At 32.6% G+C, this 17,138-nt stretch carries 14 protein-coding genes; 8 read left to right on the forward strand and 6 right to left on the reverse strand.

What is annotated here, in order from left to right; genetic code table 11:
- The first annotated feature begins 802 nt into the window (after positions 1–802).
- Together BIV59_RS15815 and BIV59_RS15820 are read left to right on the forward strand one after the other, a co-directional pair.
- A complete protein-coding gene (locus BIV59_RS15815) occupies positions 803–1,210 on the forward strand; it encodes an SRPBCC family protein (protein ID WP_083392212.1) in 408 nt (135 codons plus the stop codon).
- A 1-nt stretch (position 1,211) separates the two neighbouring features.
- The gene (locus tag BIV59_RS15820) at positions 1,212–1,538 is read left to right on the forward strand and encodes an ArsR/SmtB family transcription factor (protein ID WP_071352414.1); all 327 of its coding nucleotides are present in this window, start codon (positions 1,212–1,214) and stop codon (positions 1,536–1,538) included.
- An 885-nt stretch (positions 1,539–2,423) separates the two neighbouring features.
- On the opposite strand, the gene BIV59_RS15825 is transcribed toward BIV59_RS15820, so the two are convergent.
- The 4 genes from BIV59_RS15825 to BIV59_RS24475 all read right to left on the reverse strand — a co-directional run bounded on the left by BIV59_RS15825 (position 2,424) and on the right by BIV59_RS24475 (position 5,438).
- On the reverse strand, positions 2,424–4,100 hold the full coding sequence (locus BIV59_RS15825; RefSeq protein WP_139194390.1) for an autotransporter outer membrane beta-barrel domain-containing protein: 1,677 nt from the start codon (positions 4,098–4,100) through the stop codon (positions 2,424–2,426).
- Positions 4,101–4,305: 205 nt separating this feature from the next.
- Entirely contained in the window at positions 4,306–4,836 is a 531-nt protein-coding gene (locus BIV59_RS15830) for a hypothetical protein (protein ID WP_071352416.1), read from the reverse strand.
- 238 nt (positions 4,837–5,074) lie between these two features.
- A complete protein-coding gene (locus tag BIV59_RS15835; protein WP_071352417.1) occupies positions 5,075–5,332 on the reverse strand; it encodes a hypothetical protein in 258 nt (85 codons plus the stop codon).
- Positions 5,325–5,438 (reverse strand): hypothetical protein, encoded by a 114-nt coding sequence (locus BIV59_RS24475; protein WP_481747441.1) that lies wholly within the window; start codon positions 5,436–5,438, stop codon positions 5,325–5,327. Before BIV59_RS24475 ends, BIV59_RS15835 begins: the two co-directional genes overlap by 8 nt.
- 566 nt (positions 5,439–6,004) lie before the next feature.
- Between BIV59_RS24475 and BIV59_RS15840 the strand changes: the two genes are divergently transcribed.
- From BIV59_RS15840 to BIV59_RS15845, 3 genes are all read left to right on the forward strand, one after another.
- Entirely contained in the window at positions 6,005–8,776 is a 2,772-nt protein-coding gene (locus tag BIV59_RS15840; RefSeq protein WP_240501925.1) for a DEAD/DEAH box helicase family protein, read from the forward strand.
- Positions 8,777–8,784: 8 nt separating this feature from the next.
- Positions 8,785–9,039 carry an AAA domain-containing protein gene (locus BIV59_RS24095; RefSeq protein WP_240501926.1) on the forward strand — a complete coding sequence of 85 codons (255 nt, stop codon included), beginning with the start codon at positions 8,785–8,787 and terminating at the stop codon, positions 9,037–9,039.
- A 127-nt stretch (positions 9,040–9,166) separates the two neighbouring features.
- Positions 9,167–10,333 (forward strand): hypothetical protein, encoded by a 1,167-nt coding sequence (locus BIV59_RS15845; protein ID WP_071352418.1) that lies wholly within the window; start codon positions 9,167–9,169, stop codon positions 10,331–10,333.
- 532 nt (positions 10,334–10,865) lie between these two features.
- On the opposite strand, the gene BIV59_RS15850 is transcribed toward BIV59_RS15845, so the two are convergent.
- Both BIV59_RS15850 and BIV59_RS15855 read right to left on the reverse strand, forming a co-directional pair.
- A complete protein-coding gene (locus BIV59_RS15850) occupies positions 10,866–11,681 on the reverse strand; it encodes a hypothetical protein (RefSeq protein ID WP_071352419.1) in 816 nt (271 codons plus the stop codon).
- Between the two features lie 471 nt (positions 11,682–12,152).
- A complete protein-coding gene (locus BIV59_RS15855; protein ID WP_071352420.1) occupies positions 12,153–13,118 on the reverse strand; it encodes a hypothetical protein in 966 nt (321 codons plus the stop codon).
- Positions 13,119–13,276: 158 nt separating this feature from the next.
- On the opposite strand from BIV59_RS15855, the gene BIV59_RS15860 reads away from it, so the two are divergent.
- From BIV59_RS15860 to BIV59_RS15870, 3 genes are read left to right on the forward strand one after another with little or no spacing between them, the layout of a single operon-like run.
- Positions 13,277–14,527, forward strand: coding sequence for an ABC-three component system protein (locus BIV59_RS15860; RefSeq protein WP_083392211.1), 1,251 nt, complete (start codon positions 13,277–13,279; stop codon positions 14,525–14,527).
- Complete coding sequence (locus BIV59_RS15865; protein WP_071352421.1) at positions 14,517–15,023, forward strand: ABC-three component system middle component 4; 507 nt, start codon at positions 14,517–14,519, stop codon at positions 15,021–15,023. The genes BIV59_RS15860 and BIV59_RS15865 overlap by 11 nt, the downstream gene beginning before the upstream one ends.
- A 2-nt stretch (positions 15,024–15,025) precedes the next feature.
- On the forward strand, positions 15,026–17,011 hold the full coding sequence (locus tag BIV59_RS15870; protein WP_071352422.1) for an AAA family ATPase: 1,986 nt from the start codon (positions 15,026–15,028) through the stop codon (positions 17,009–17,011).
- The last annotated feature ends 127 nt before the right edge of the window (positions 17,012–17,138 follow it).

The raw sequence follows: 17,138 nt of genomic DNA on the forward strand, positions 1-17,138 counted from the left end.
CTCATTGCGCTCCATGGTCAAACCTCCTGTGAAAATCGAACATAAATATTTCCAACTAAATTTTACTAAAGTAAGAATGCTAGAAAAATAGTGAGAAATAGCCACATTTTTATGGCCTGGGTGGATTGAACGAGAAGGATATCGGTTTTTCATTCCCTGTTTATTTAATTTTAAACCACAAATTTGAATAAAATGCCTATTTTGTTGAAATCGAGAGAATATTGACTAGGGATATAGTCATGACCTAAACAAAAAAACAAGGCACATTTAAGGAGCCTTGGTCTCTAAACTTATACAACATTGTTTTGATTGTACTTTCTATCCTGTTCGATCCTGATTTCATCATCCCCGCATTATCTCTAGCTACCTCAGATTACAAGGGAAGCATCATTAGAAAACTTCATTCCTAAATTCTTTTAATAAAAGTGACCCAGTTCCATCAGCGCAATTTTAACTACGTAAGGATTTATAACCTGAAAACCAACTACCTAAAAGTAATCAATGTGGATTGCTTAACCCACTCATTAAAACACCAAAACTATCCGGGGCCTTTTTTTCTCTAATGCATGCTAGAGTTATTGAGGGTAATAAAAGAATATTTACTGATGATAGTCCAAATAACACCTTGAATAGGTTTGTGAAGATTGGGATTAAAATTAAACTATTCCTGATATTAGAAAACTTCCAAGGCTTATGCCAATAAAATCAACAATAAGGTTTAAAATGAAACCAAAAGGTGTTATATTTAATTCAGCAGATTTATATGCGCTAAAAATGGAGGTAATGTTAAATCATGAAAAAGATGCCTGAGATTCGAAAAACTATAGTGCTGAATGCACCAATTGAAACAGTCTGGAGGACTGCTGCAACTTCTGAGGGTATTGCCTCGTGGTGGATGCCCAATACTTTCGAGCCTGTAATAGGACAAAGCTTTGTTCTTCAAACAGGACAATTTGGAGATTCACCCTGCACTGTAACAGAACTGGAGCCACCGTACCGTGTAGGAATTAAATGGGGCAAGGATTGGCACCTTACATTCGAATTGAAAGAGCTTGAAGATGAAAAAACATTGTTCACATTAACTCACTCAGGGTGGGATGAAGAAGGAACAACAGAATTTGGCCAGCCGCATGCAGTGGTGCGCGCCATAATGGACAATGGGTGGGATAAGATTATTTCCGAGAAACTTCCAGCACAAATAGAGGCATAAGTTGACACAATCAACGGTAAAGCATGATGTGTTCCATGCAATTGCAGATCCCACAAGACGCAGTATTTTAATTATGCTTGCTGAAAAGGAAATGTCCATCGCAGCTATAACGTCCTGCTTCCCTGTTAGCCGTACTGCAGTTAACAAACATTTGAAGGTTCTTTGCCAAGCAGGCCTTGCAACAAGCGAAATAGCAGGGCGAGAAACTGTGTACAGCCTCGAACCGCAGCCTTTGAAAGAGCTGAAAAATTGGCTTCATTATTTTGAGGAATACTGGGACAATAAATTATCAGCTTTAAAAGAATTTACTGAAAGTAATAATGATTAATACTTGCTGTTATATTGGAATTTCCGAAAAGCCGCTTATTCGATAAGCGGCTTTCAGTCTTTAACTTGAAAAATGTGTTGGCTGTATTAACCCATCAGCGGAGGTCGCAAACTGTTTATTAGTAATGCAGTCTAGCTGAAACAAGAAAAAAATTGCTAGTGTTGTTGCTTTAACAATGCTGGAAATTGGTTGCTGTGCAGGAATGTCTTCTAGAATGTTAGTTTTCAAAATGAAAAAAGGGTAATAGGAAATTTTCAATATCGGATGTGGGCGGTTACGATTAAAACGGTCAGCGGGGAATTTTACCAATCTGAAGCTTCTCAGTCTGCAAATTCGATATTTGTACAATGACTTTAAGCGGTTAAGTGAAAAAAAGGGGATACCAGTATCTGTAATTGAAATGCTGCATGATGGAAACTTCAAACTTGCTGGCCGCAGAAGAACTTTATTGGGACATGACCGGATCAGTCAGCGACAGATTCTTTTTAAATGCAAAAATTCACTAATTGCTTAAGTGATAGCAACATTTTTTTACTTTGGTCGATCTTTCCCATTCAGGATTCAAAAAAATAGAATACAAAGTTAAAAACAGGAAAATTGATGTTTACGAGAAAAGTTGCTTATAATAGGGAAACTAAAAATATATATTTTATGATTTATCTCGATAGAATAAATTAATACCTTCCTTGAAATAAAATTGTGACAAAACAAAATTTACTTAAAAATCTGGTTAAAGAGTTTTAGTTGTAATTATCCTGTTGGTAATAAGTCTAATAAGCCTCGCCATATCCTCTTATATCTGAGCAAATCGTTAAATGTCCACCTTGTATAATAATTTTTCATACAAAAAATGACCATTTCGCACATAGCGGATGGTCTTCTTCTTTAGAAGAGCTGGTTTCCTTGAATAACAAACATCGTTACTGTAACTGGCGGGCCAGTTGTATAGCCGATTGGCAATACCGGCTGTGGAGGAACAGCGGGAAGCAGTGTATCCCCAGGGCCCCCCCAAGGCTGGAGGTAACTAAAGAAGTTATCAAGTATCTTTATTTGCCCTGCAGCCGGAAGGTTCGTTCCTCCTCCGCCATAGTCCAGATACACAGCTAGACCATTAGGTAAATCTGATTTAACGAAAATATTTTCTTGAAACAAAATCTCGGTAAAACCTGAGAAGTCCCACCCTCCAGTAATATAAAACGAAAAGGTTGCAGCCGTAATGCCGGGAGAATAGGAGTTGCCGGTATGATTGACATAGTTTTCGGTAACTTCAAGGCTTACATTTACTGCTACCGTATCCCAAACAATGAACTGAAAGAAGCTGAATACTGAGTTATTTGAGATATTCATTAGACCTTGCGCAAATTCCCCGCCAAACGAATTCTCTATTAAGATGGCGCCTTTGCTGTCTGTGCTTCCATTAAAAATATTTCCGTAAATTAAAGTAGATGTTATGTTAAATGTTAGTACGAGACAATTATGCAGGAAATTATGGAAAATTGTATTGCCAATAAACTGCATTCTGTCAGCAGCAATAAAGCCTGTATACTGCCCGCCATTAAAAATGTTGTAACGCATTTTAATATTCGTAAAAATACTTGGCGGCGGGCCAAATGAGGCGGGGATAGTAAAGATACTGTTCATATCACCGGCTCCAACTATAGCCGGAGTCGGTCCGGTAAAATTAATGTTCTCCACAATCACATTATCTGCCGCGATAACCATATACGGAAGATCCAGCGAATTTCCATTGGATACAAACACTACATTTGTTAATGCAGAAGAAATTCCTCTTAAGGTAATTGATTTGTTAATTAGCAATTGATCATCAGGTGTATTAATACCTACAGTTACATTATACGTACCTGGAGACAGTTCAATTACATTTCCATTCGCAGCAGCATTGATGGCTGCCTGAATGGTGGCATAGGTAACACCTAACGTAATATTTGTTATGCGATTTACAATAGGCGTCACGTTTGCACCAATTGTAATAAAATTGAATGCCTGATCGATGTTGAAAGTTACGGAAGTATTTGCCGTAGAAATCAGCCGGACAGCGCTCGTCCGAATTACGGCCGGACTGGTACTGATATTATAAGCGATGCCCGGAGTTAAAACGATCCGGCTGAAGGTATTGTTATTTAGCGCAGCCAGCAGATCTGCACTGGATGCCACCGTTACAGTAGTCTGGGCACCAAGCTTTTGGATAAAAACAGAAGCAGTATCGTTTGCTTGAGACCCACCCGCCTCCGTTTGCAACGTAACCGTCAGCGGAACGATATTCGTATGGTATCGGACAGTTAAAGTAGCTGGTACTGTATCGACGGTTAGGATGGTTTGTCCCGTGTTTTGCTGGCCGGCATCATCAGAACCATAGATTGTTCCGGGAACGAGCACTCCTCCGTTAAATAAGGCAAATTGATTAGTGATGTTTCCTGTTACAGAAAAAGAAATATAGTAATCACCCGGATCGTTAATCAGGATCCCTGCTGTACCCGGTGTATGGGTGATGGCGCCAATGGTTGTTCCATTGCTATCATACAAGATATCGTTTTCCGGCATTAAGGCTTGGGCACTTAAATTGTAAATAAACGCATGATCCGATGAAAATCCTGGAGGTCCCGGAGGCCCAGGAGGACCCGGTGGACCTGGGATAGCCGTCGGAATGAAAGAACTTGATCTATAAAAGCATGACTGTTCTATGAAACACGAACAGCTGTGCAGCTTACATTTTGAACATCTAGTCTCCAAGATAAGACCTCCTTCTTTATAACTTCTGGATGAGAATTGAGGCTGTGACGTTGTTTGCCGTCCCGCCCGCAAGTGTTTCTAGTAATACAGGCGTTGTTGAAATATAGTTTCGTAAGGTAAGTGTGGAAGTGCCTGCAATGGTAATGATGGCCACTCCTGTATTTTGCTGACTAACATTATTTGATCCATAAATGGTTCCCGCTACGAGTGTGCCATTTAGGAATAGTGCAAACTGGTTTTCCTCCTGTGCTGTTACTGAAAAAATAACTTTATAGTTGCCTGGCGTATTAATGGTAATGATGGAGTCACCCACGGTATGGGCAATGGAACCGAAAATTACCCCGTTTGTATCAAACGTAACATCGGTTTGGGGATCAACAGACTGAGCAGTCGATTGATAAATTAATGCGTAGTCAGTAGAGGCCGCCGTTCCATTTGCACCTGCTGCCCCTTGTGGTCCAGCAGGTCCAGGGACAGGAACAGGGACCGGAAACGGAACCCTATTCGGACAACAGCAATCACTGTGTCCGCATTTTCTGCAAGACATAAAATCACCTCTGTATTCAAAAATATTACTTGTCCAAGAAAGAAACCCGTAACTGATATAGAATATGCAAGAAGACTTATATTGGTGATTATTGAATGGTTATAAAATGTTTTGTACGATGTAATACAACACAAAGAAGATGCTTTACAAGCATCACGGAAAAATGGTTCACATTATAAAGTAGAAAAACCAAGAAAAGACAGAAAGCTGAGCTGTTTATGTGCTCAAATTCCTGTCTTTATTTTTGCTTGCTGATCAGAGTGGTTTTATTTTCCTGGTTCTTGATTTTCCCTTTTTTATAAATAAACAGATAAAAGCCAATGTAATAAACAACCAGAATGAAAAAAGGGCGATTGTTAATGGATTTTTCATGAAATGCTGGGAGTACTGAGAGCTGTTTAAGCTGTTCTTCTGCTGTCCCATTATTTGTATAAGGATAAGAAAACGGAATATAAAACGGCTTAGGAATAGAAGGAATACAAGAGATTCTACCCATATGGAAGTCTGTAATAGATGATGCCGCTGCGTAATTCAAAGGTGCTGTGCCTGATTCCGTAGAACAGCAGAATCCCGCCTAGAGCTATTCCAATGAGTGTATACACAAAGGAAATAGGGTGGTATCTTTAACAACCTTTAATCAAAACGCCACTCTTGGCGATTTTTTATTTGACTGTTTAAAAAAAGAAGGTATTACACATATTGGTGATTATAATTTTATATAGACCACTTCCTCAAGTAGAAGTGGTCTTTTATCCCTAAAAGGCAATTATATGAAATAATGATATACTCAAACCTATTATCGGTTCGGGTTCGGACGAATTAGCAGTATTCAAAGATGAATCTAATTTGGTAGAAAAAAACTAAGTGGGTGACCTCATATAGATTCATCACGGTGAACCGTACCACAAGTGATGGTAAATTCAAAAAAGGAACTTAAATTAGAGATTTATAAAATAAATAAGAGAATCTAAAAAAGGATAAAGTTAAGGCAAGTCTGAAAAAGGTTTGTCTTTTAATTTGTATAAATTATTCAAAAAGACTCATTACTTATATATGCAAAATATATTTATTTGAATTTTTATTATATAACCTATATTTCCAAATTTTGATTATGATATCATTTATCTTTAATATGTTTTCGAGATGTTATGACTGTAGGAGTGAAGAGATGGAAGTTACAAAAACACAGAGGGTTTTAAAGGCTTGGCACTTAGTCGAAGCATTAGTCCCAAGTGAAGTTCCTGGTAAGGGAGAAGTTTTGGAAAAAAGTTATTTTATAGACAATAAAAATCGAAACCGAACACGCTTGATAGCTCTTAATGAAAAACCGTGGGAGAACGTAATAGTAAAGGAAAGTAAAAAACATCAAGTGCAATTCCGCTATTACTTAGCTTGTTTTGACCATCATAAATTTGTCAGCTTTATACGTAATATTTTTAAAAATAAGGATGAGATTATTAATAAAGAAAATAAAACTTTATTTGGTTTTTCTTTTTTGGTTGATGATAAAGGCAACTATATAAAGGATTCAATATTTGTTCCTTTTTTGATGTATGTAATAAAATTTTTGGCAGAAACTTCAGAGGTGAAATATGAGGAACTATTAAATCCTTTTCGGAGTAAATTGAAATTGTTTGAAGAACAAACACAAACCGTTTTTATTAATGGAGTGACAGAGGAATCCTTAATCTTAATTCAACAAGTTTACCAACAATTTTTTCATAGATTAGATGATTGTTCATTAAATTATTTAGAGATTGAAGTGATGAGGGTAGATCAAACTTCTACAACAAAGAATTTTAATAGCTTCTATTTAAATGACTTAGAACTAATTTTAAAAAAAGGAAAAAACGAAGCACTCAGTCAGTTTGTTGAAGGAGTAGCTATTGAAGAACGCTTAGATATAAATGAAAATCAGGGATATATCGAAGACGTTTTACAGCCTATTAATTTACCGGATGGTCGGTGGCCATCTCCGGTAGAGCATAGACTGTCTTTAATGCAGCAAGTTGCTGTAAATCAAATTATAAATAGTAATCAAAAAATTAGTTCTGTTAATGGACCGCCTGGAACAGGAAAAACTACTTTATTAAAAGATATCTTTGCTAATATTGTAGTTCAAAGAGCTGAAAAAATCGTGCAATTGGATACCCCCACCCAAGCTTTTACAAAAGTAAAAACTATTAATTTAAGTGGCTTCTTTTATCCCATCTATTTATTGGATTCAAAAATTAAGGAGTACTCTATGGTAGTTGCTTCAAGTAACAATGGAGCAGTTGAAAATATCTCGAAGGATCTTCCTAAACTAGGTGAAGTTATACGTCCTCCGGGTGAAAGTAAATTTAATAATTATGAAGAGTCATATGCTAAAGAGGCGAAGAATTTGTCAATGTATCCAACTGCGGCAAAGAATCTATTAGGTAATAATGATGAGACATGGGGATTATTTTCAGGAGCTCTTGGTAAATCAGATAATATATCAACATTTGGTTGGAGTTTGTATGGAAGTAATAAGGAAGAATATTCTTTTCTTCAACAACTTGAACAGGATAGTAAACAAGTAAGCATTAAGGATTGGGAGAATGCTGTAAAAGAATTTGAAGATACTCTTAATTCTATAAAGAAAAAAAAGGAGAGTCTCCAGAAATTTCATAACGAATTTAAGAGTATAAAATCTTCTATTGTCCAGTTGAAAATGTTAGAACAACAATTACCTAAACTTATTCAAGAACTAATGTATTCAGAGAATGAGAAGACCCATTTAGAACAGCAAAAGCAACTCACAGAACAGCAAATTCAATCCCTACCAAAACTTTCTCTCTTTCAAAAGGTCTTAGGTAAGAAAAATACAAAAAAAATAGAATTGGAAAATGAACTCAATAATATTATTGCTCGTTTGAAAGAAGAAGGAAGTAAGGTTCATTTAAAAAGGAAAAAGGTTGAAAAATCTAAAAAGATGATCAAGGAATTCAAAGAAAGGGAATCTACTTTTACAAAACAGCTAAAAGATTTTAAATTGAAGGGGCTGGTACTACCTGATGGAGAATATTGGTCAAACACGCAACAGGCATACGAATTTCGGCAATTAAATACCATTTGGCTTACAGATGAACTAAATTTCGAAAGAGGATTATTGTTTTTAAAGGCCATTAAAATCCATAAAATGGTATTAGTCTTTAATTTTGAAGCCATTAAATCAACTTTACGTTTACTAATTAATCGTTCCAATCTAGATCTTAACTATAAGGATCATAGAGATTACTTAAAGAATATGTGGCAAACTGTTCATTTAATTACTCCTTTAGTAAGTACAACTTTTGCAAGTTTTAGCTCTATGTATCAAGGTATAGAAAAGGACTTTATTAATTATTTATTTATAGATGAGGCAGGACAAGCTAGTCCACAACAATCGGCGGGTGCATTATGGAGGTCTAAAAATGTGATAGTAGTAGGTGACCCAATTCAAATTGAGCCAGTTATAACAATAGATCAAACAATTTTAGGAGATATTAAGAAGTACTTCAACGTAAGTGATAAATATATTGGAATGGGAACCTCAGTTCAAACCATGGCAGATACAGCTAATCCATATGGAATGTCCAACAGTTATGGTCAATGGATTGGCATACCTTTATGGGTTCATAGAAGATGCTTAAATCCAATGTTTACTATTGCGAACGAAATAGCTTATGATAACAAAATGGTATTGGGTAAAAAGGGGCAAGGCAAGAGTATCTGGTTTAACTGTAAGGGATCGGCTAAAAACCGTCAATTCGTGGAAGAACAAGGAGAATTGGTTGCAGACCATATTATTGAATTATGGAAGAAAAACTCTGGTCCTCCCAATGTATATATAATTTCTCCGTTTACAGCAGTTAAGGATGGCATTAAAGGAATATTAAAAGAGAGATTAAATAACATGCAAGTTTCTACATATTAAATGATTGGTTGAAGAATTCTGTAGGTACTGTCCATACATTTCAAGGAAAAGAAGCGGAAATTGTTTATTTAGTAACTGGTACAGACGAAAAAGGTGATGGAGCAGCAAACTGGTCATGTTCAAAGCCTAATCTAATAAATGTAGCTGTTACCCGTGCTAAAAATGAGTTCTATGTAATTGGTGATTATAAGCGGTTTTCTAAGAAACCTTACTATGCTTCTATCGTAGAAAACATAGAAATCAAATGCCAAAGTTTACATTAGAAAAAAGAAACTCTAGATATTATGTAAAGAATTAAAGAATCAAAATTTAATAAGTAAAGGTTACTATATTTTTAAAAATCATAGTGTAGAACACTTACCAATTTCGAAAAAAATGAGGATAGTAGATATGAGAACAAAAAGAATTAATATTAATAGAGCGTTTGAAATAGCTATTATTGCACTTATTGTATTTACGTTCCTTCAATTTGTAGATGGGGAAATATTATATATCATTGGAAATACAATTGAGAAGCTTTTGCATATACACACGGAAATAAATGTTGAAACAATGAGATCATATTTAGTTATGATTTTTTCAGGAATATTTGCAAGTACGATAGTAGCACTAAGCTTTTTTATTGTGGAGTATCAATATGAGAAACAAAAAGCATTTATGAATCTTATAAAAGAAAATACTAGACTATCGAATTTGTATCTTGAAATTCCGTATTTTGATGACAAAAGTGAATATGGTAAGCTTTGTATAAATTATTATCATGAAGTGTTAGGTGAACTTATAGCTGGTAAGCGTGATAAAAAAAAGCCATATATTATTGTCAGTGGTTCATTAAAAGAAGAAACAATTAAAAACACTCATGAAGCTAAATTGATTAGATATCTTGAGCAAAATAAAGAACTTTTGACCAGTGTTTTTGTGGATGGAGAATTGCCAATCAATCAAAAACTAAAAGATATATTTATAGAAATACAATTTAAGCTTATAGAGGCATTGGAGGTATACAATCTTATAGTCAAAGAAGATTTAGAGGTGCTAAAATATTACGTTTATGATATTGAACGTTTCTCAGGACTTAGCTTCAGAAAAATTAAAAAAGTAATAGGTGAAGATAAAGAGGTATTACAAGGCTTAACTCGTGCAAATATATTTAATAAGGATATTGTTGAGAAAAGAATATTAACTTTGCATAAACGGGTAACCGAAAAGACTAAGCTAAATTTTGAAGAGGTCAATTTAGATAGTGTTAATAATAAGGATTATATAGATGACTTTGAAGCTTGCATAACTTTATTTAATAAAGTATTGTTTGCCCAGAATGGGATTTTTGGTGAGGTCTATCATGAGTATTTTAAGGCAAATGTTATTTATAATAAATTTGCTTACCACATGGCTAAACTAAATAGTATTCTAGTTTATAACTTAACAAGGGAAATAGATGAGATTAACAAGTGGAAGTTTACCTCTAGAAGAAAAAAGGAAGTTCGAGGTGGACGTGTACTACATAATAAATGGATTCCCGGAGATGTAATGTATGGCGATATATATCGAGAATGATTTTATGGACGGCTTAAAAGCATTTTTTGTAAAAGAACTTAGTTAAGTCTTAACCCCTCCTATAAAGAGGGGGAACATCTCTTTTCATAAAACAATTATTTGCGTCATGATTACGCATACGGCGCATTGTGAGGCAGTATCCAAAATAGTTCTAAATGTAGAGGGAGCCTAATAGGCTTCTTTTATTATTGAGTAGATTAGCATTTGTTAAGGTGAACCGTATCACAAGTGATGGTAAACAAAAAAATAGAGTTAAAAGTTAGTGTACTTCGATTAGAAGAATTAAGGAGTAGGGACAAAGAAAAAGCTAGAATTGATTCAAATTTAACAGGTTAATCGAATGTGAAGCAATGACAAAACATGCGTTTGGGGATAGAGTCAATAAAAGGGCGCTATAATATTTAGGACAGATGGAAAATTCTATCGGTCCTAAAATATTGTAGCGCCTGTAAAATCTCTTTATCATTCAGCAACAGGGGCTTTATATATTCATATTTGGGAAAGATTTACCGCATATATTATAAATAACTTTTTAATTGGCTCCTTCTGCACTATATCCATTTACTAATACTGAAAAAATATGCATAAATTCTTCATATTCTGCTGCGACACCAACTCTACTAAGCTGTTTAAATATTCTAGCAGTATCAAGTATATTTTTTGAGATGTCAAATTTATCAAGTGATTTATGCAGTAGTTCTATTTTTTCAACTAAGATTGAATACTGATATTTTGTTATTATTTTTTCATCTAAAACTTTTGTTAAAAAAAGAATACTCTTTTCAAAATTACCATTCTTTAAGTAAGCCATGGACAATTTTTCTATTAAAATAATATTACTCTTATCATTGTCTCGCACTTTTTCTAAAATCTTAACCCTATGAATGGGAGGTAAGCTACTTAAAATTGTCAGAACGCTATTTTGACTACCAAATTTATATTCTTCAAAATACTTAACTAACAAATCTTCTATTATTTCATTTATTATTGTAATTAAGTTGTTAATTTGCGAATGCTCAACAGTAGAATGAAAATGCCCACCAGCATTTCCTATTAACCTAACTTTGTTAAACTTAAATGCAATGTTTTTATCGATGTGTTCACCAATTAATTCAATGTGTTCAACTAAACGTTTTTTATCCCATTCTTTTTTAGTAACGCATCCTAAATTAATCATTTTTTCTCTATAGAATAGTTGTATTGAACCTTCCAAACATCTTCTAAGACTAGTAGCTCTAGTCTTTGCTCTTAGATTCTCATTTGTAACTTCGTTATAATCCTCCATAATCTCAACAGGGATTAAAAGCGGTATTTTTTCATCCAAAAGTCTGTCAAAATTCTTGTTCATAATTCAAACCTACCCCACTTATTATTTGTGTAATACTACCATTTATTATATCTGTTTACCAATAATTTACTCTTGTGGAATAGTGATTTGAATATTTTAAGTTGGATGGTGGCTTTCGTCACGTTTTAATGTGTTTAGCCAATTCTCTTTTTCGAATTTGTTTATAAGTACTTATAAACCTCCATACATTGATAGTGATTAGGAAAATTATTATACAGGATAGGACAACTTGAGAATAATCAATCCTATATGTTTAGCCCATCCAACTTTTCTGCGAACCGTATCACAAGTGATGGTAAACAAAATAATAGAGGTTCCTATTTCTACGGGTTTACTTCAAAAGATTAAACAGAATCCAACATAAAGGAAACTTATTCTTAATTTAGATTAAGGGAAATATTAGGGGAATAGTTATTAGGTTAGTAATTTATAAAACCTAGCTCTAGCTGACGAGCTAGGTTTATCTTATCTTTATGAGAAAGCATAGTGACTTATGGTTAAATCAGGATAAGTGTTTGAAAAGCTGTCATTTAACACTAATTTAGCAAGTATTTTTCTAGCAATAAAAGAACCTTCAGAAACCAAATCAAAAATTAAATCATTCTCTTCGGTATTCCCATGGGCAATACTATTTCTAGTCTTACAAAATCGCTGTAATGTTTCTATTTCACTTTTCTTTATGTTTAGTTCATTCGCTAACATAACAATTTTTCGTGAGTCCTTTAAAGTCTCATAAAAAACGAAATTTTCAATTTTAGTAAGCAGTTGTAAATGTTTGTTCTTGTCATACTTTTCTTTATATGCACCTTCTAAAAAATTGATGAAAGAGGTCTGAAATGTTGACTTTACATTCATTTCTAATTTTTTATTGAATTTATAATAATCTCGGGCGATTAATTCGAAAACTTTATATAAATTTAATAAAGCATCCTCATATAGTTCTGCTTGCAAAGCATCAAGATGTTTTACATAAAAATTAATACTTGTTAAATAAATTTTTTCTAAATTTTGCTCATTTTTTCCATGTTTAATTTTATGATGTTTATAGATACCCCCTAAGAATCTATGAATTTGATTTATATTTTTATTCTTAGATTCAATAAGGATTTCAGGAGGAAATTGGTTAGTTTTTATGTCAATAGGATAAGGATAATCATTTAACACTTTAAAACCATATAAGAAATTTAATAGAATTATTGCATCCCAAGCTTTTTTACCGGCTTCAATAGTTATATGTTCATTAGGGACAGTTAGAGGCAAAAACACATCCATATAAATTTCAACAGTCTCCTCCTTCCAATTGTATCCATAACATATACATTCTCCAACTGAAAATCTACCTTCTAATAGTGTACGTTTTGCATCTCTTTTCAACTTCAAGGTAATATCTTCTTCATTAGGTCCTTCAACATGCAAACGATAAGTGACTTTAATCATACATTCCTCCGCATTATTAGCTCTTTAATTTATGTATTTAGTGTATTCTAAATTGGTAAATAAAAATATATAAATTGTAATTTTTGTCGCGAAATGGAATGTATATCTTTCTAATGTTAAAATATGTATTGTAAAGAACGTTTTAGGGGGAACAATAATTGAAACCGCCAATTGAGTTTATTAAAAAAGATAATAAGAAAAATTTACTAGTTTTTATACATGGATTTACTAGCGATTCTAAAACATGGACTAATTCTATGAAACAGGCTTTACCTGAGATGTTATTAGAGGAAGACTTCATTAATAAAAATTTTGATATAGGATATTTTAACTATTTTACTAAACTGCTAGATTTTAAAAAAGCTAGATTTTCAAATGGAATAGTTCGAACGCTCTTTGGAAGTTCGTCTAAAGCAAAGAAGAATGTCGGTATAAAAAATTTAAGTGAACATTTAAAATCATCAATTGATATATATTGTCCTGACTATGAAAATATAATTCTAATTGCTCATAGTATGGGAGGATTAATTTCAAAAGCATTTATACTTGATGATATAAATGAAAACGAGAAAACTAAAGTAAAATTATTCCTTTCATTGGCTGTGCCACATAAAGGTTCTAACTGGGCAAACATTGGGGGGAAACTAGCAAAGAAAAACCCTCAAGTGATTGATTTGAAACCACTTAGTGAATTTTTAGATAAAGTAAATGATGAGTGGATTCAACAAGAAAAAAGCTTGCCTAAAACAATATATTACTATGGGCAATTTGACGAAATTGTAGAGGAAAAAAATGCAATTTCATTTCAAGTAGGGAAAAAATTAAAGGTTGCATGTAATTATGATCATTTTGATATATGTAAACCTGAAACCAAAGATAGCATAGTTTATCAAGGGATAAAAAGAGATTTGGACTTATTTGTAAAAGAAATACAGTATGCGGAGGATATTAAACCTAAGAGTTTTGTTGATGATGGTAAATTAGATGACGAAATTTTTGTATTAAAGCTCCTGATTGCTGATATTCACAAGTCTCTTATTGATGATTCAAAACAAACATTTTTTAATGCTGAATATATGATTAGAGCTCTTATTAGTAAAGGCTATAATCTAGACGACTTAAATGAGTTATACAGCAACATAGAAAGATTATATCGTATTTACTTTGTGAAATTTATAGAAGGTGAAATAAAGTCCAGTAACGAGTTGGTAGTTAAGATTTTTGAAAATATTATTGATAGAGATAAAGAATTTCTTAAATCAACTATTCCTCTCATTGACGCTAACAAGAAGACTGGCATGCTTCAGCAGCTTGCTAATAACTTGGATAAAGAAATATGGTGGGCTAAGAATCAATCAATAAAAAACATTGATGATTTTAGAAAGGCGCGGGATATAAGTGAAAGATAATATACCTTTTATTATACCTGAAAATGATATTAATCTAAGACTGGCTAGATTTTTAATAATTATTGATACATTAGCTTATACACAAAGAGGGAAATTAGTAATAAACATTGATAAATTAATAATATTTGATTTTTTGGTTAAAAACCCTTTTTTGTTGAGAAAAGTGCTAGAAGTAAAACATCGAATAAAACTTAAGCTGCTTAACGAAGAATACGGGTCGGTTACAACATTGTTTCCAAGTAAAATGTCTCTTGTGGATATTCAATCAGCTAAAGAATTAATTAAATTAATGATTTCATATAATATGTTAAAAGTGGTAGAGGATAAAGAAGAACTGTTTTATACATTGTCAGATAACGGTAAGTCAATATTTAATGAATTGGACACAGATTATATTATTAGAATAAAAGAACTTTGTAAAACCATGCTAGTTTTAAGATCTCTAGGTACAAATGAACTTAAGAAAATTATCAATCCTTTAGTAAAGGGGATATAGTTATGGTATTAAAGTCACCAAAACTCATAATAAACAAGTTAGTCTTAGTCGGGAGAGAAAAATCATATACTGTTAACTTTGATGTTGGCATAAATATCATACATGGTGATTCGGATACAGGTAAGTCAAGTATATTGAATTTAATTGATTATCTTTTAGGAAGTAAAAAGATTTATATGTATGATGAAATTGAACAACATGGTAAATATGCAATGTTGGAAGTTTCATTAAATGATAAGGTTTATACAATCAAGAGAAATATTTTTGACCCTAAGGAAAATATAGATGTGTTCTCTTCAAATATAGAAAATATGAATAGAGTATTTCCCCTCGAATATTCTCCGGATTATGATAAGGAAGGACCGGCTGGCTATTTTTCAGACTTTTTGTTATCCAGTTTAAACATTCCCATAATAAAAGTTAAACAATCTCCATCAAAGGATAATTCTCCGATGGTAAGACTTAGCTTTAGAGATATATTTAAGTATTGCTATTTTGATCAAGATGATGTCGGCAGTAGAGAGATATTAGATAGAAAAAATCCATCACTGGTCGTAAAAAATAAGGAAACTTTTAAATTTATACATAATGTACTAGATACTCAAATTACAGAACTACAAAATGAAATTGGTGAAAAAAATAGAGAAAAAAAGGAATTAATAAATAAATATACTGTAATTTCCTCTTTCTTGTTAGAAACAAAGTTATCAACTGAAGAGTCCTTACGTGATAAAAGAGAAAGTTTAGAAGAAAAAATTAAGTATCTTGAGAATGAGAAAAATAACTTAACGGAAAGAATGAAATCTGATAATCAGGAAATGGAAGAGCTAAGAGAAGTAGTATTGGAATTAGAAGAAAAAATAAATAATAGACTATCACAAAAGTCGCATAAAGAAACACAATTAGAACAAAATATTAGATTAAAAAAAGAATACCAAAATGATATTAATAAATTACAAACATCTTTAAAAGTAAAGAATAGTTTAGCACTACAACATAGCCAAAAAGTTGAATGTCCACTATGTAATTCTATTTTGGAAACAGTGGAAATTAAAAAGCATTTCGTGGAACATAATGAGGACGTTCTCAAGAAGGAAATTAATAGTATTAGAAATAGATCTAAGGATTTAAGTAATTTAATTGAACAATTAAGAGATGAAATACTAATTATTGAGAATAGGTTATCAGATGAGAGAGAAAAGTTATCTAAAGCAAAAAGTACTTTAGACATTTCATCAGAAAAGTACATATCTCCATATATATCTCAAAGGGATATGATAGTGTCTGAGTTATACACTTTCAAAGAACAGATAGATAAAATTGAATACTTTTTGAAGATAAGGGCTCAATTAAGCGAAATAAAACAAAAAGAGGAATTACTAAAAAAACAGATTGGTGAATTACAGACTAAACTAGAAAATCTAAAAAAGCAGACTCCGTCAATAGAAGAAACGTTATACGAAATAGGAACATATTTAAAGGAATTTCTTGAGTATATTCCTATTAAGAAAGCTTTTGGTATAAGTTTAAGTGATAAAACCCATTTACCAATAGTAAGAGATCGTAATTATACAGAACTAACATCTGGAGGGTTAAGAACATTAGTATCCCTTGGTTATATTACAAGCTTATTAAAAAATAGTTTGTTTAGAGAAACAAATTATCCGAGTTTAATAATGATTGATACAGTTGGAAAATACTTAGGGAAAACTAAAAAAAATGCAGACGAAGTAGACGAAAGTAAAGAAAATAAGCAAGAAGGACTTGACGATCCGAAAAAATATTTAAGGATTTATAAGTATTTGGATGAGTTCTCCAGTAATTTCATAAAGAAAGGAGTAGCACACCAAATTATTTTAGTAGACAACGATTTTCCTGATGACTTGGAAATAGACTATGATCAATATGTAGTAAAAAGATTTAGTGTGGAAGAAAAAGAGGGTTATGAAATAGGATTCATAAATAACGCAACAGCCAATAATATTTAAGCAAGAATAAAATGAAAAGAAAAGTGAATTTATTTAGAAAACTATATTGAGACGAAAAGAGAAATATTATTTAATTCATACTCCTTGAGGGTTAAACCTTCAAGAAGTGTTATAACGAATTTATATG

Origin of the sequence: Bacillus sp. MUM 13 (assembly GCF_001866725.1) — a bacterium.
Taxonomy (GTDB): Bacteria; Bacillota; Bacilli; order Bacillales; family DSM-1321; genus Peribacillus.

Coding starts and splice junctions, on each gene's coding strand:
- BIV59_RS15855 (WP_071352420.1), bottom strand. CDS start 13,118: ATGATTAAAGTCACTTATCGTTTGCATGTTGAAGGACCTAATGAAGAA.
- BIV59_RS15850 (WP_071352419.1), bottom strand. CDS start 11,681: ATGAACAAGAATTTTGACAGACTTTTGGATGAAAAAATACCGCTTTTA.
- BIV59_RS15840 (WP_240501925.1), top strand. CDS start 6,005: ATGGAAGTTACAAAAACACAGAGGGTTTTAAAGGCTTGGCACTTAGTC.
- BIV59_RS15835 (WP_071352417.1), bottom strand. CDS start 5,332: ATGGGTAGAATCTCTTGTATTCCTTCTATTCCTAAGCCGTTTTATATT.
- BIV59_RS15815 (WP_083392212.1), top strand. CDS start 803: ATGCCTGAGATTCGAAAAACTATAGTGCTGAATGCACCAATTGAAACA.
- BIV59_RS15830 (WP_071352416.1), bottom strand. CDS start 4,836: ATGTCTTGCAGAAAATGCGGACACAGTGATTGCTGTTGTCCGAATAGG.
- BIV59_RS15870 (WP_071352422.1), top strand. CDS start 15,026: ATGGTATTAAAGTCACCAAAACTCATAATAAACAAGTTAGTCTTAGTC.
- BIV59_RS15825 (WP_139194390.1), bottom strand. CDS start 4,100: ATGCCGGAAAACGATATCTTGTATGATAGCAATGGAACAACCATTGGC.
- BIV59_RS15845 (WP_071352418.1), top strand. CDS start 9,167: ATGAGAACAAAAAGAATTAATATTAATAGAGCGTTTGAAATAGCTATT.